At 64.4% G+C, this 12,709-nt stretch carries 16 protein-coding genes; 7 read left to right on the top strand and 9 right to left on the bottom strand.

Annotation, left to right across the window (positions count from 1 at the left end; all coding sequences use genetic code 11):
- Positions 1 to 36 precede the first annotated feature (36 nt).
- A complete protein-coding gene (locus tag NIBR502772_RS07170; RefSeq protein WP_141139653.1) occupies positions 37 to 417 on the bottom strand; it encodes a VOC family protein in 381 nt (126 codons plus the stop codon).
- Positions 418 to 766: 349 nt separating this feature from the next.
- Between NIBR502772_RS07170 and NIBR502772_RS07165 the strand changes: the two genes are divergently transcribed.
- A complete protein-coding gene (locus NIBR502772_RS07165; RefSeq protein WP_141139652.1) occupies positions 767 to 1,924 on the top strand; it encodes a glutamate--cysteine ligase in 1,158 nt (385 codons plus the stop codon).
- A 30-nt stretch (positions 1,925 to 1,954) separates the two neighbouring features.
- Here the strand turns inward: NIBR502772_RS07165 and NIBR502772_RS07160 are convergent, their stop codons facing one another.
- On the bottom strand, positions 1,955 to 2,794 hold the full coding sequence (locus NIBR502772_RS07160) for a TIGR03086 family metal-binding protein (RefSeq protein ID WP_141139651.1): 840 nt from the start codon (positions 2,792 to 2,794) through the stop codon (positions 1,955 to 1,957).
- Positions 2,784 to 3,113, bottom strand: a complete 330-nt coding sequence (locus tag NIBR502772_RS07155) for a helix-turn-helix transcriptional regulator (protein ID WP_246848719.1) — start codon at positions 3,111 to 3,113, stop codon at positions 2,784 to 2,786. The genes NIBR502772_RS07160 and NIBR502772_RS07155 overlap by 11 nt, the downstream gene beginning before the upstream one ends.
- A gap of 159 nt (positions 3,114 to 3,272) precedes the next feature.
- Here NIBR502772_RS07155 and NIBR502772_RS07150 point away from each other — a divergent pair, with 159 nt between their 5' ends.
- Positions 3,273 to 3,590: a hypothetical protein gene (locus tag NIBR502772_RS07150; RefSeq protein ID WP_141139649.1), complete on the top strand. Its 318-nt coding sequence runs from the start codon at positions 3,273 to 3,275 to the stop codon at positions 3,588 to 3,590.
- Positions 3,591 to 3,595: 5 nt separating this feature from the next.
- On the opposite strand, the gene NIBR502772_RS07145 is transcribed toward NIBR502772_RS07150, so the two are convergent.
- Positions 3,596 to 4,285 carry a GntR family transcriptional regulator gene (locus NIBR502772_RS07145; RefSeq protein WP_141139648.1) on the bottom strand — a complete coding sequence of 230 codons (690 nt, stop codon included), beginning with the start codon at positions 4,283 to 4,285 and terminating at the stop codon, positions 3,596 to 3,598.
- A gap of 51 nt (positions 4,286 to 4,336) precedes the next feature.
- Positions 4,337 to 5,830, bottom strand: a complete 1,494-nt coding sequence (gene tcuA / locus NIBR502772_RS07140) for an FAD-dependent tricarballylate dehydrogenase TcuA (protein ID WP_141139647.1) — start codon at positions 5,828 to 5,830, stop codon at positions 4,337 to 4,339.
- A gap of 195 nt (positions 5,831 to 6,025) precedes the next feature.
- On the opposite strand from tcuA, the gene NIBR502772_RS07135 reads away from it, so the two are divergent.
- Genes NIBR502772_RS07135 through NIBR502772_RS07125 form a run of 3 tightly spaced genes read left to right on the top strand, consistent with a single transcriptional unit; the run spans position 6,026 to position 9,158 of the window.
- Positions 6,026 to 7,006: a tripartite tricarboxylate transporter substrate binding protein gene (locus NIBR502772_RS07135; protein WP_141139646.1), complete on the top strand. Its 981-nt coding sequence runs from the start codon at positions 6,026 to 6,028 to the stop codon at positions 7,004 to 7,006.
- The gene (locus NIBR502772_RS07130; RefSeq protein WP_141139645.1) at positions 7,003 to 7,650 is read left to right on the top strand and encodes a tripartite tricarboxylate transporter TctB family protein; all 648 of its coding nucleotides are present in this window, start codon (positions 7,003 to 7,005) and stop codon (positions 7,648 to 7,650) included. Before NIBR502772_RS07135 ends, NIBR502772_RS07130 begins: the two co-directional genes overlap by 4 nt.
- On the top strand, positions 7,650 to 9,158 hold the full coding sequence (locus tag NIBR502772_RS07125) for a tripartite tricarboxylate transporter permease (RefSeq protein ID WP_141139644.1): 1,509 nt from the start codon (positions 7,650 to 7,652) through the stop codon (positions 9,156 to 9,158). The genes NIBR502772_RS07130 and NIBR502772_RS07125 overlap by 1 nt, the downstream gene beginning before the upstream one ends.
- Before the next feature lie 73 nt (positions 9,159 to 9,231).
- On the opposite strand, the gene NIBR502772_RS07120 is transcribed toward NIBR502772_RS07125, so the two are convergent.
- Entirely contained in the window at positions 9,232 to 9,555 is a 324-nt protein-coding gene (locus tag NIBR502772_RS07120) for a hypothetical protein (RefSeq protein WP_104062533.1), read from the bottom strand.
- A 112-nt stretch (positions 9,556 to 9,667) separates the two neighbouring features.
- On the opposite strand from NIBR502772_RS07120, the gene NIBR502772_RS07115 reads away from it, so the two are divergent.
- A complete protein-coding gene (locus NIBR502772_RS07115; RefSeq protein ID WP_141139643.1) occupies positions 9,668 to 10,165 on the top strand; it encodes a DinB family protein in 498 nt (165 codons plus the stop codon).
- Positions 10,166 to 10,198: 33 nt separating this feature from the next.
- Here NIBR502772_RS07115 and NIBR502772_RS07110 read toward each other — a convergent pair whose 3' ends face one another.
- The gene (locus NIBR502772_RS07110) at positions 10,199 to 10,666 is read right to left on the bottom strand and encodes an SRPBCC family protein (RefSeq protein WP_141139642.1); all 468 of its coding nucleotides are present in this window, start codon (positions 10,664 to 10,666) and stop codon (positions 10,199 to 10,201) included.
- Positions 10,667 to 10,810: 144 nt separating this feature from the next.
- Here NIBR502772_RS07110 and NIBR502772_RS07105 point away from each other — a divergent pair, with 144 nt between their 5' ends.
- The gene (locus NIBR502772_RS07105; protein ID WP_141139641.1) at positions 10,811 to 11,995 is read left to right on the top strand and encodes a metallophosphoesterase family protein; all 1,185 of its coding nucleotides are present in this window, start codon (positions 10,811 to 10,813) and stop codon (positions 11,993 to 11,995) included.
- A 28-nt stretch (positions 11,996 to 12,023) separates the two neighbouring features.
- On the opposite strand, the gene NIBR502772_RS07100 is transcribed toward NIBR502772_RS07105, so the two are convergent.
- Positions 12,024 to 12,239 carry a hypothetical protein gene (locus tag NIBR502772_RS07100; protein ID WP_104062412.1) on the bottom strand — a complete coding sequence of 72 codons (216 nt, stop codon included), beginning with the start codon at positions 12,237 to 12,239 and terminating at the stop codon, positions 12,024 to 12,026.
- Between the two features lie 101 nt (positions 12,240 to 12,340).
- A complete protein-coding gene (locus NIBR502772_RS07095) occupies positions 12,341 to 12,694 on the bottom strand; it encodes a GNAT family N-acetyltransferase (RefSeq protein WP_056346808.1) in 354 nt (117 codons plus the stop codon).
- Between the last annotated feature and the right edge of the window lie 15 nt (positions 12,695 to 12,709).

The raw sequence follows: 12,709 nt of genomic DNA, 5'->3' as shown, positions 1-12,709 counted from the left end.
GCGCCAATGAGCCTGCTTCATTCAGCCCGCGCCTGGCTACTTGCGCTGGGAGATGTTGAGGATGTTCCCTTCGCTGTCCAGGAACCAGGCGGCCTTCCCCCAGTCATTATCGGCAACGCCGTTCTCCGTCTTCAGGCCGGGGAAATCGTAGTCTTCAAAGACGACGCCGCGGCCCCGCAGTTCCTCCATCTCGCGTTCGAGGTTGTCCGTTTCCCAGCCCATCTGGGTGTTCTTGGCCGTCCCGGCGTTCTCTGTCTGGTAGATCAGGAAACCCGTTCCGTTGCCGCCGCTGTAGAACAGGCTGTCGTCCTCCATGGAATCGGACGGTTCCAGGCCCAGCTTGTCCCGATAGAAATCCTTCGCCCTGTTGATGTCCTTCGCGGGAAGGACAGCCATGATGGTTCGATCCTTGAGCATGATGGTTTCCTTTGTGCCTTGCTTTCGCGTTGGTGGCGATGCTCTCCCCCGGGGGCGGATCCGGAACATCGTTGTCCGGTGCCGCGTGGCCGCCCCTTGCGCCAAGTGCCGGAGCGGTCACCTGGGACTCCCCTGCGCCGCGCCAGCCATCATCGGCACGAGGGTCCCCGAAGCTTATGTGGCCATTATGGAACTGAATGGGCACCCGCGGATATAGGGGATTTCAACTGCTTCAGGCGGCCCTCCCGGATGCCCCGCTGTGCCCTCACGGATGCCCCCACGGATGCCCCCACGGATGCCGCGAGCAAGTGTGGATCTGGGGCTGCTTTTAGTGCCGCACACTTAGTTAGTGCGTACTTTTGGTGTAGAAGAAGAATTCCTGATCGTTGATCCCTCCAACGGCAGTCCCCTGCCCCTGGCCGCAGACCTGCTGCGTCTCCAGGACCCGGGCGAACCTGGCGACCTTTCCACGCACCCGATGCTCGCCGTCGAGCTCCACCAGGAACAGATCGAAGTGATCACCCACCCGCACAGCACCCTGACCGGGCTCTCCGCCGAGATCCTGTCCGGCCGAGCCCTCGCGGACTCGCTTGCCCGGAAGGCGGGCGCCCGGATCGCCGCCCTCGCCACGTCCCCGCTGGCAGTGACACCCCATTCCACCAGCGACCCCCGCTATGACGCGCTGCTGGAAAAGTTTGCTGTAACGGCCCGCAAACAGCTGACCTGCGGCTGCCACATCCATGTCTCCGTTGACTCTGACGAGGAGGGCGTCGCGATCCTGGACCGCATCAGGTCCTGGCTGCCGCCACTGATGGCGTTGACCTCCAACTCCCCGTTCTGGGACGGCGCTGACAGCGGCTATGCCAGCTACCGCACCCAGGCCTGGAACCGATGGTCCTCCGCCGGGCCGACGGAAATTTTCGGCTCTGCCCAGGCGTACCACCAGCGGGTAGCGGATCTGGCCGCAACGGGCGTAGTAAACAACCCTGATTTTGATGCCCGCCTCTCCGCCCGCCACCCCACCGTGGAGATCCGGGTGTCCGACGTTTGCCTCGATCCCCGCGACACCGTCCTGATCGCTGCCCTGGTGCGCGGTCTGGTGGAGACCGCTTCCCGGGAATGGAAATCCGGCCATGCGCCGGACATGGTTTCGGCCATCATCCTGCGTCAGGGTTCCTGGCTGGCCAGCCGGTGGGGAATCCAGGGCGAGCTGCTGAACCCGCTGACCCACAAGCCGGAGTCAGCACGCAAGGTCATCGCCGCGCTCCACAACCATGTCCGCGACGCCCTGGTCGAGGCGGGCGACGAAGCCTACGTCGAGGCATCCCTGCAACGGATCTTCAGCAACGGCACCGGCGCCAAGCTGCAGCGGCAGGCCTACGCCCGCCACGGCAGGCTGGCTGACGTGGTGAGCGACGCCGTCGTAGTTACCCACCAGGAGCCGGCCTTCTACGAGCCGAGCACCTCGGATGACCTATCACTTTTGGTCCCCAACCCCGTGGTTTAGCGACCAAAGCTGATAGAGCAACCCCGGCGATCAGTTGGCCAGGACCTGGCGGCCCGTGAATGCCACCAGCCGGTCCATGCTTGCCGCGGATTCTTCCACCAGGGTTTCGTCGGCGAAGCTCTTTCCGCGCATCTGCGGGCTGATGGTGTTGTGTGCCAGGCCCAGGACGTAGTCGGACAGCACCGGCGAAACGTCCAGGTCCTGGCCGGTGGCCGTGGCGAAGTCCCAGGCGTGGACCAGGAATTCCAGGTTCAGGATGTTGGCCACCATGGAGGCCGGCAGTTCCGCGAAGCCCATGTCGACGGTCCCCTCCAGGCCTCGGGCCTGGAACGCTTCCAGCGTGGGCTGGGCGGCGTCCGCGATGCGGACCTCCGGTGCAGCCTCCGGCTGATCGACGACGGCGACGCCCAAGGACTTCGCGATTCCCGTAATGGAGCCCACCAGGTGTTCCACGAGCTCCCTCACGGTGAAGTCCTCGCACGGCGTCGGCTTGTCCGCGTCACCATGTGTCAGAGTCCGCAGGACACGCTGGACGATCGCGAGAGTGGCCTCGGCGCTGACGAGCTCCGTAAGCGGATCCGGAGCCGCCGCCCAATCGTCCGCGCCGGCGTCGTCCGTTGTGGCCAGCGTGACCAGGCGCTCGAAGTAGTGGTTCCACCCCTCGGTGTGGCCGGCCTCAGCCTCCGGGCCGAGTACCTTGTTGCCCGCCGCGGAGTGCCCCGGCGTGATGGTCCAGCGGTACTCTCCACCCACCCGGAGGTCCACACGCGCGGCGACGGCCTGCCAGCGCCGCAGCCGTTCGGGCCGGGTGATCAGGGCGAAGGCAGCGTCCGGGTCGACCGGAATGAAGACGGATTTGTCAATGGTCATCAGGGTTCTCCTTGTGATGTGGATGCTGCAGGGCGGTGGCATCGGCCACCAGTGAATCCAGTTCGTCGGTCCAGAAAATGTCCAGGGATGCCCTGAGACTCCTCATTCCTCCGGAGTCGAGACTGTAGTACCGGTTGCGTCCGTCCTTCCTGGCACGCACCAGTCCGACGTCGGCCAGCAGCAGCAGGTGCTGGGAGACCGCCGACCGGCTGACGGCAAAGTTGGCCGCCAGTTCACTGACGGACTGCTCGCCCCGGGCCAGCAGTTGGAGCAGGCGGCGCCGGTTCGGTTCCGCAGCAGTTTCGAGAAGATCAGGCACCAGAGATACGTTAGTTACTGCTAACGCATTATGCAACAGCATAGATGCGTCTCCCCCGTTTGCTCTGTCACTTATGGTCGCCAAAACCGCGGTTTAGCAGCCGTACGTGACAGAGCAACAACAGGGCGGGCGGGCCGGGAACCGCGGGATAATGGAAGCATGAGCAATCAGGACCCGGACCCCTGGGCGGAATTCGACAGGCTCAAGCCCGCAGTCCCGGACCGTGTGGCCGGCTATCCCGGCGGCGAACCGGTGGGCTTTGGCTTCCGGACGGGTGTACGCAGCGCCAAAGTGGCCCTCGGCTTCGCCGTGTACGCGCTGGCGCTGGGAACCATGCTGGTCCTCACCGGCGCCGTGGTCTTCATCGCCCAGGGGCAGTGGCTGCTGCTCGGGCTGATGGTGCTGATCGAGGCCGTGTTCGTCTACGGGTTCATCCGGCTGGCACGCCAGGCGCGCGACCGCCGCGTCTCCGGCTAGGTGCCTTAGCGGCGGGTGCTGCTGTTGCTCAGCGGTTGTTGCAGCGCCGTCTCCCGGAGCAGCTGCAGACGAAGAGTCCGCGCTGTTTCCATGTGGCTCCGGGCTATTTTTCCGGCGGCATCGCTGTCCTGCTGCTCGATGGCATGGATCAGGGCTTCATGCTCATCCAGCGATTCCGACCAGCGGTTCCCCGTGGAGAGGGTGGACCGGGGCGCGTGGATGAGGTGAGTTGACAGCCGGTCCAGCAGGTCCCTCAGAACAGGGTTGTGGGCGCAGTTCCAGACAGCGGCGTGGAACTCAAGGTTAGTGGTGATTCGGGTGTGGTCATCCGGCTCCTGGAGTTCACGGTCCCGCTGGAGCAAAGCCTCAAGCCGCATCAGGTCCGGAAACTGCCTGGCCCGGGCCGCCTGACGCGCTGCCTCTTCCTCAAGGAGGATGCGCATGTCATAGATCTGGATGACCTGCTGTGGGTCAACCTGAGGAACCTGCAGGCCCCGGGCGACACGCTCGAGGAGCCCTTCCTGCTGCAGGCGGGACAGCGCCTCCCGGACGGGTGTCCGGGAGACGCCGAAACGCGTAGCAAGTGACGTCTCTCGAATAGCAGTGCCAGGCTGGTGCACTCCGGACAGGATTTCGCTGCGCAGGGTCCGGAAGATGCTCTCTCCGTCAATGCGTGGGGTTGCTGGTTCCGTCACTTGAGTGGTCCTTGATGCCTGGGAGTGATTGGTGCTTGTTCGAAAGGAACTTTACGCCAGAACGCCTGCCCGCCGGCCGAAGACGCACCCCGCCGCAAGGCCGGTGCCACCCGGGTAGTTGACACTGAACAGTCCACCGAGCATTTCACCTGCCACAAACAGTCCTTCGATGTGCCTGCCGTCAGCGTTCAAGACGCGGCCGTGGGTGTCCGACTTAATGCCTCCGAAGGTGAAAGTGATCCCGCACGTAACGCCGTAGGCGTAGAAGGGGCCCGCCTCAATGGCGGCGGCCCAGTTGCTCTTGACCGGTTCGGCGGCTGCCCTCCGCCCGTCCTTTATGGTGGGGTCGAACGGGATGGAGCGGTCGATGGAGTTATTGAAGTCCGTCACGGTCTTGGCCAGGCTCTCCGGGTCCAGGCCGATCTTGGCGGCCAAGTCTTCGATCGTGTCCGCCACCTCCACCGAAATGCCGGGCATGTCGTATTCCTCGCTTCGCAGCATCGGACGAAGGTTTGCGTCGAAGATCTGGTATGCCACCGATCCGGGCTGCCTGAGGATTTCCTTGCCGTACTTGGCGTAGGTGTAGTTCCTGAAGTCCGCGCCCTCATCCAGGAAACGTTTGCCGTCGGTGTTCACAATGATGCCAAACGGGTAGCTCTGCCGGGTCAACCGATTGGTGAGTTCACGGTTGCTTTCGTTAGTGGCCGTGAAAGCGTCCCACTGCACGCTATGGCAGGTACTCCAGTCGCCGCTTTTGGTGGCGCCGATCTCCAGTGCAGCAGCGATCATGTCACCTGTGTTGTACGGGGTTCCCCGGACCTTGGCGTTCTCCCAGCCGTCACCGAGATGCTCCTGCCGCCATTGAGGATCGGACTCGAAACCGCCCGCGGTGAGGATCACGGATTCGGCCATGATGCGCTGCTCGCCTTCAGCGGTCTTGATGACGACGCCGGCAACGCGCCCGTTCTCCACGATGAGGCTTTGCGCTGCATGGCCGTAGCGGACATCGATTCCCAGTTCGCCTGCAACCCGGGCGTGGTCCTCGATCAGGCCTTCGCCACCACCCACATTCCCCACGTGCAGCCCGCCCCAGAAGAGGTAGGACCCATCGGCGCGCTCGTACGCCTGACGCTCGTACATCAGGCGGTACTTCAGGCCCAGGCCATTGAGCCACCGAAGGGTGGACTGGCTCTCGGCGATGAGAACCTCAGTCAGCGCGGGGTCGTTCCGGCCCTCGGTGACCTTTTCCAGGTCCGATGCATAATCCTCAGCGCTGTATGGGGGGACCACGGTCTGGCCGTGCCGCTCATCCGGTTCCAGGAGGCCCTGCAGGTCATCCAGCCCGTTGTGAACAATCCGCGTGGCGCCGGCGGTATAGAAGCTGTTGCCACCGGCCATGTCCTTCTCGCCCTTTTCCAGCAGCACAACGCGCCGCCCGCGTTCCGCCGCGGCATGCGCCGCCGTGAAACCGGCGTTTCCGCCGCCCACCACAATTACGTCAACGCTGTCCGCACTCTGAGGTCCGGCTCCATTACCGATAGACATTAGCTGTCCTTTCACTGGATTGATGAATCCAACTGTATACAAAGGTATTCAATAGGCGCAAGATGGTTCTTGCGCCTCGAAACTTGCCGGTGACCATCATCACAGGTATAACTGCATTTCATTGTGTACAACGGTATTCGATTTGATGCCAAGCACTTTCGCCCCGCACAACAACGTCGTTACGGAACGAGAACCATGAAAAATCCCCTACGCAATGCCGTGTTCGGCCTGGTCGTGGCCGTCATCGCCGCGCTTGCGTTCGTGAATGCCGGCACCGCCGGTGGAACGAGCACGGCCAGGAACAAACTGACCCTGATCGCACCCGCGGCCCCGGGCGGCGGGTGGGACGGATTTGCCCGCGAAGGGCAGCAGGCACTCAAGAGCGGCGGCGTCGTCAATAACGCCCAGGTGGTCAACGTGCCCGGGGCCGGCGGGACCATCGGCCTGAGCCAGTTCGTTCAGACCCCGGGGCGCGAAGACGCGCTCCTGGCGACCGGTGGCGTGATGGTGGGGGCCATCGAGCTCGGCGACAATCCGGAGTCGATGGCTGACGTTGTTCCCATCGCCCGGCTGGCCGATGACTATGCGGCGCTGGTGGTCCCTGCCGATTCCGAGTTCAAAACCCTCGATGAATTCCTGGCCGCTTGGAAGAAGGATCCTGGTGGAACCTCGATCGGTGGCGGCTCCCTGGGCTCCATTGACCACCTGCTTAGCGCGATGGTAGCCAAAACCGTAGGCGTGGATCCCAAAGATGTGAACTACATTGCGTACTCCGGAGGCGGGGAGGCCCTGACCTCCCTCCTCTCCCACACCACGTCCGCCGGCATGTCCGGCTACAACGAGGTCAGCGACCAAATCGAGGCGGGAACGCTTCGCGCCCTGGCAATCTCTTCGGAGGAGCGGCTGGCGGGCGTGGACGTTCCCACCTTCAAGGAACAGGGCGTGGACGCAGCCATGTCCAACTGGCGTGGGTTTGTGGCCGCGCCCGGAACAACGGACGAAGTGAAAGCGGAATTTATCGCGATCGTCACCGAGATGCGCAGCAGCGCCCACTGGCAGGAAGCCCTGAAGCGCAACAACTGGACGGACACCTTCTCAACCGGCGAAGAGTTCGAACAGTTCATCAACAACGAAGTTGCAACGGCCCAAGAAATCGTAAAGGACCTCGGCCTATGAGCCTCACCCAGCACCAACAAGAAACAGGATCCGCTACGGAGCCGCAAAGCCAACCAAAAGCAAGCTTCGGGACCGGCCGCAGTGAATTCGTTGTGGTCGCCGTGCTGTACGCAGTGGCCATCTTCCTCACCGTAGGCACTGCGACCATGAATGTGCAGGGCAAGTCAGCTCCCGGACCGCAATTCTTCCCCATCCTGGTGTGCATAGTCCTGTACTTGGTGGCCACCCTCCTGGCGATCCAGATCATTCGTTCACCGAAGGTCCCTGACAATGCCATCCATCCCGGGAGCGGGCAGTTCTCCGCGGACATGCTTCACGACCTTGGCCATCTGGGGAAGGAAGAGGATGAAGCCCGCGAAGAGGCGGAATCCCTGGCGCCGGCAAAAACCTGGAAGACCTACTCGGACTGGCGGACGGTTGGCCTGCTGCTGGCCGGCGTCGTTGCTTTTGTCCTGCTGCTCAACCCACTGGGCTGGATCATCAGCGCCGCAATGCTGTTCTGGGTTGTTGCCTACGCCCTCGGCAGCCGCCGCCAGGTCTTTGACATCGGCGTTGGCCTGCTCTTTTCGTCGATTACGCAACTGGCCTTTGGCGCCGGGCTGGGCCTCAGCCTGCCGTCCGGCATCGTGGGAGGGATTTTCTAATGGAACAACTCGAACTCCTGATGGGCGGCTTCGCCAGCGCCCTGACACCCATCAACCTCCTGTGGGTACTGATCGGCGCAATCCTGGGCACCGCCGTTGGCGTCCTTCCCGGGCTTGGCTCCGCCATGGCGGTGGCACTGCTACTGCCCGTGACGTTCTCACTGGAACCGACGGCAGCGTTCATCATGTTCGCCGGCATCTACTTCGGCGGCCTTTTCGGCGACTCCACATCCGGGATCCTGCTCAACACCCCGGGCCACTCGTCCGCCATCGCGTCCACGTTCGAGGGCCACCGGATGGCCAAGAACGGTCAGGCCGCCAAAGCCTTAGCCACGTGCGCCATCGGCGCCTTCATCGGCGGCCTGATCGCCACAACCCTGGTGGTGTTCTTCGCGCCGACCCTGGTCAAAATGGCCACCGTCTTCGGCCCGGCAGAGTATTTCGCCCTGGCAGTGTTCGCGTTCCTGGCCATTTCCGCCGTCGTCTCCGAATCTGTTATCCGCGGCATCGCGGCCCTGGGGATCGGGCTGGCCCTCGCCCTCGTGGGAATCGACGGTCCCAGCGGCACGGCCCGGTTCACCCTGGGCATGCCCCAGCTCTTCGACGGGATCTCTGTCATCGTCATCACGGTGGGGCTGCTGGCCCTCGGCGAGGTGTTCCACATCGCCTCCCGCATCCACCGCGACCCCGCTGCCACCCAAATCGAAACCAAGGGCCGGGCACGGCTTACGCTCGCTGATTTCAAGAAGGCATTGCCCGCCTGGCTCCGCGGCACCGCGTTCGGCGCCCCGTTCGGGCTGATCCCCGCCGGCGGCGCTGAAGTACCCACCTTCCTGGCCTACGGCACCGAGAAACAGCTGGCCAAGCGCCGGAACGATCCCGAGTTCGGCACCACCGGTTCCATCCGCGGCCTGGCAGCTCCCGAAGCCGCGGCCAACGCCACGGCCGGCACTGCCATGGGTGCCCTGCTCGCATTGGGGCTGCCGACGTCGGCCACCGCGGCCATCATGCTCGCGGCCTTCCAGCAGTACGGCATGCAGCCCGGCCCCCTGCTCTTCGAACGAAGCGGCGACCTGGTCTGGGCGCTGCTGGCCTCGCTGTTCATCGGCTTGGTGATCCTGGTGATGATCAACATTCCGTTCGCGTCCGTCTGGGCCAAGCTGCTGAGCATCCCCAAGCATTACCTCTACGCCGGCATCACCGTCTTCTCGATGCTCGGTGTCTACGCGGTGAGCTCCGCGGTGCTGGACCTCTGGCTGCTGATCGCGATCGGACTCACCGGATTCCTGATGCGCCGCTACAACATCCCGCTGGCGCCAGTGTTGATCGCCGTGATTCTGGGGCCGATGGCGGAGACCGAACTGCGCCGCGCGCTGGCCGTCTCCGAGGGGAACCTGGGCATCCTGGTGGACAGCCCCATCACCGTGACCTTGTATCTGGTCCTCGCCGGCGCCCTCGCCCTCAGCGCCGTCCAACACCTCCGCCACCGGGCCAGCCGGAAAGCCTGATTGCGGGACCTAACCATAGGGGAGCCCCTGCCTCCGCTGCCCACCGGGCCGTGGAGGCAGGGGCTCGCTCCCGCTATGACCGCGCGGCGCGGATAGCCCGGGCCCCAGCGGCGCCGGCGGCCAGGATTACCGGGACCAGGCACATCAGGGTGACCACCGTGTTGGGGCGAAACGCCGCGCGGCCGCCGACGGTCCGGTACACACCCAGCGGCAGCACCATTCCGCCGCCACCCCCGCCGGAGGCACCGTCACCGGCTTCGCCGCCTCCCCCGAACCCGAAGGACACCAGGGCAACCGGGATGATTTCTTCCCCGCCCACCTGGACGGCCGGGCCATAGGCCTTGGTGACGCCAATGTTTTTGAAGGTGTCCACAAAGGACGAAAAGGAATCAGACATGACTTCACCATAGGCGCGCGGCGCGGCGATCACCATGGGTGAGCGGCCGACGTCGGGCCTTCCCCAGCGAGCCGCGCATTGCCCCGCGACCCCTGCCTGCAATACTTCGGGGATGTCTGCTCCTTCAGCCGCGTTCGCCGAGAACGCCATCCGCCAGCCCGTGCGCGCCCAGTTCGAGGCCTTCATCGATGACCACCGGAACATGCTCAACGCCTGCCTGGACGGCCTCACCGAGGAGCAGGCGCGCCGCTCGCTAGTGGCATCCCGCACCACTCTGCTGGGCCTGGTAAAGCACGCGGCCTTTGTGGAGAAGGTCTGGTTCGACGAGGCCATCACGTGCCGGCCGCGCACCGAGAGCGGCATCCCGGCAACACCTGACGAGTCGTTCATCCTCACGGACCAGGACACCATCGCCAGCGTCCGTCGGGCGCACCGGGAGGCTTGCGAGGCATCGCGCCAGGCGACATCGTTGTTAAGTCTCGACGATGTGCTCCCCGGCAACCGCCGCGGCCCGCTCCCGCTGCACTGGGTGTACCTGCACGTGCTGCGGGAGTTCGCCCAGCATTGCGGGCACGCCGATATTCTGCGCGAGCAGATCCTCAACGGCTGACGCCGGGCAAGCGCCGGCGTCAGCAGCGCCGGGTCAGGCCTTGTTGGCCGTCGCGGCGGCCGAGAGGGCGGCCAGCCCGCGCTCGAAGTCGCCGCCGACCATCTTGTCCATGTTCACGATCATGGCGAAAATCTTCGCGAGCCCCTTGTTCTCGCCGGTCATCCGCCAGGTGACCTGGGTCCCGCCGTCGGCCGGTGTGAACGTAAACGTGGTGGGATTCACCGCCTTGAACGGCTTTGTGAACTCAAGGCGGACCTTGATGCTCCGGGGAGCATCCGACTCGACGATCTCCATGTTTCCGCTGCCTGCTTTGCGGTTGCCGCTCCAGGCATACTTGGCCCCCACACCGGCGTCATTGCCCGAATACGAGCGGTTGAGTTCCGGGTCCACGTTTTCCCAGGGCGACCATTTGGTCCACTCCAGGAAGCTGTTGACCAGCGGAAACACGTCTTCTGCGGGGGCAGGAATAAGGGCGCTGCGAGTGACTTCGTAAGTTGACATGCCGCAATCATAGGTGGAGGGGGCCGATATTCAGCGGGTCCCGCATGTGGCGTTCACCAAGTGTTCCGGAACCCGATACCTGTCTTGCGTACTGTCGCAGGATCGACGGCCGGGGGTACGGCCGCATCAGTGAAAGAGGCATCAATGACCACCGGAATCCACCAGCCCACCCTCAGCCGGCGGGCCGCGCTGGCCGCCGCCGGAACCCTTGGCGCGCTGGGACTGACAGTGTCCGCGGCAGCCGGAAGCTACGCGGCACCGGGGGCGAAGGCACCCAAGCCCGCACTCGCCTTCCGCCCAGACGGCGGCTTCAAAGTGATCCAGTTCAACGACACCCAGGACGACGAGCAAACGGACCGCCGCACGATCGAGCTCATGGACAAGACCCTGGACGCGGAGAAGCCGGACTTTGTGGTGATCAACGGCGATGTGATCAATGGCGGCTGCGACTCTGAGCTGGAGGTCAAGCAGGCACTCAACCACGTGGTCCAGCCCATGGAGCGCCGGCAGATCCCGTGGGCCGTCACGTTCGGCAACCACGACGAGGATTCCGTGGCACGGACGGGCATGACCGAGGCCAAAATGCTGCAGTTCCTGCAGACCTACGAATTCAACATGAACAGCGACTCCACGCCGGGGCTCACCGGAACGTCGAACTCGCTGCTGCTCGTGCAGTCGGCCAAGTCCAAGGAGCCGGCGTTCGGCCTGTGGCTTATCGACACCGGCCGATATGCCCCGGACGCCATCAATGGACAGGACTTCGAAGGCTACCCCGACTGGGACTGGGTACGCATGGACCAGGTCACCTGGTACCGCAACCTGTCCATCGCCACGGAGCAGAAGTACGGCAAGAAGGTCCCCTCCCTCATGTGGGGCCACATCGCGCTCCACGAGCACCGCAACATGTGGTTCGCCAGCCTCGACTCGCGGACGGACGCCGATCACACCCGGGCCCTGACGAAGCACAACATCGTCGGCGAACGGAACGAGGACGAGTGCCCCGGCCCCATCAACTCCGGCCTGTTCAGCGCCTTCCTGGAACGCGGGGATGTGCTCGGCTACTTTGTGGGCCACGATCACGTCAATACCTACGTGGGCAACTACTACGGGGTGCAGCTCGGCTACGCCCCCGGAACCGGATTCGGCGCCTATGGGCTCCCCGGCGCTGAACGGAACCGCCTGCGCGGCGCCCGGGTCTTTGAGCTGGATGAGAACCACCCCGGAATCTACAAGGACACCCGGCTGGTCTTCGCCAAGGACATGGGCATCGACCTGACGGCCAACGACCAGCCGATCGTTCCCCTGCCATTGGACCCGGCCCAGGCCTAGGGACGCGCAAGCGAGGGGGTGGGGCGGGCTATCCGGCGGTTGGCCGGTTCCTGCCGTCCCATCCCCTGTGCCGCAGGTTGCGGGTGGCCATCAGCGAGGCGCCGATGAACAGCACGCCCAGGACCACGGTTGCGACACCCACATAGAACCATCCACCCTGGCCGAAGATCATCAGCGCAACGCCCAGCAGGCACAGGCCTTTAGCGGTGATATCCAAATACAGCTGCACCTTTGGCGAGTCCATACCTCCACGATAAGCCCGGCGGCGGCATCGCACCCCGTGCGCTTTTCCCAGGGTTCCGCGGTCAACGCACGGCTCGGCTGAGCGCGGCCGGCAACTGACTGCTACGCCCGGGCCCGCGGGGCCAAGGCGGTGTTCAGGAACTCCAGGTGCGCCGGCGTGATGGCCACCGCGGCCGCCGCATAATCCGGGTGCTTGCGGACGTACTTCTTGATGAAGGGGCAGACCGGGACGATGGCGCGGCCCTCGTCAACCGTTTCATTGAGCGCCACCTTGGCGAGCTTGCCCGCAAGTCCCTGGCCGCCGTATTCCTCATTGATCACCGTGTGGTAGAAAATCCGCTGCGGCGAGCCGCCGCCGTCGTACTCCTTGTACACGGCTTTACCAATGACGTTCCCGCCGGTCAGCACTTCGAAGCGCTGGCGCTCCGGGTTGTGGCGGATGGTGACATCGTGCACGGGATCTCCTCGGTT

Source organism: Pseudarthrobacter sp. NIBRBAC000502772, assembly GCF_006517235.1.
Classification (GTDB): domain Bacteria; phylum Actinomycetota; class Actinomycetes; order Actinomycetales; family Micrococcaceae; genus Arthrobacter.
The sequence above is the reverse complement of the archived record's forward strand: the minus strand, read 5'-3'. Positions and strand labels throughout refer to the sequence as shown.

What these genes read in the sequence shown, in the direction of transcription:
- NIBR502772_RS07170 (WP_141139653.1), bottom strand. Translation starts at nt 417, where the DNA reads ATGCTCAAGGATCGAACCATCATGGCTGTCCTTCCCGCGAAGGACATC.
- NIBR502772_RS07160 (WP_141139651.1), bottom strand. Translation starts at nt 2,794, where the DNA reads ATGACCATTGACAAATCCGTCTTCATTCCGGTCGACCCGGACGCTGCC.
- NIBR502772_RS07150 (WP_141139649.1), top strand. Translation starts at nt 3,273, where the DNA reads ATGAGCAATCAGGACCCGGACCCCTGGGCGGAATTCGACAGGCTCAAG.
- tcuA (WP_141139647.1), bottom strand. Translation starts at nt 5,830, where the DNA reads ATGTCTATCGGTAATGGAGCCGGACCTCAGAGTGCGGACAGCGTTGAC.
- NIBR502772_RS07135 (WP_141139646.1), top strand. Translation starts at nt 6,026, where the DNA reads ATGAAAAATCCCCTACGCAATGCCGTGTTCGGCCTGGTCGTGGCCGTC.
- NIBR502772_RS07130 (WP_141139645.1), top strand. Translation starts at nt 7,003, where the DNA reads ATGAGCCTCACCCAGCACCAACAAGAAACAGGATCCGCTACGGAGCCG.
- NIBR502772_RS07125 (WP_141139644.1), top strand. Translation starts at nt 7,650, where the DNA reads ATGGAACAACTCGAACTCCTGATGGGCGGCTTCGCCAGCGCCCTGACA.
- NIBR502772_RS07120 (WP_104062533.1), bottom strand. Translation starts at nt 9,555, where the DNA reads ATGTCTGATTCCTTTTCGTCCTTTGTGGACACCTTCAAAAACATTGGC.
- NIBR502772_RS07115 (WP_141139643.1), top strand. Translation starts at nt 9,668, where the DNA reads ATGTCTGCTCCTTCAGCCGCGTTCGCCGAGAACGCCATCCGCCAGCCC.
- NIBR502772_RS07110 (WP_141139642.1), bottom strand. Translation starts at nt 10,666, where the DNA reads ATGTCAACTTACGAAGTCACTCGCAGCGCCCTTATTCCTGCCCCCGCA.
- NIBR502772_RS07105 (WP_141139641.1), top strand. Translation starts at nt 10,811, where the DNA reads ATGACCACCGGAATCCACCAGCCCACCCTCAGCCGGCGGGCCGCGCTG.
- NIBR502772_RS07100 (WP_104062412.1), bottom strand. Translation starts at nt 12,239, where the DNA reads ATGGACTCGCCAAAGGTGCAGCTGTATTTGGATATCACCGCTAAAGGC.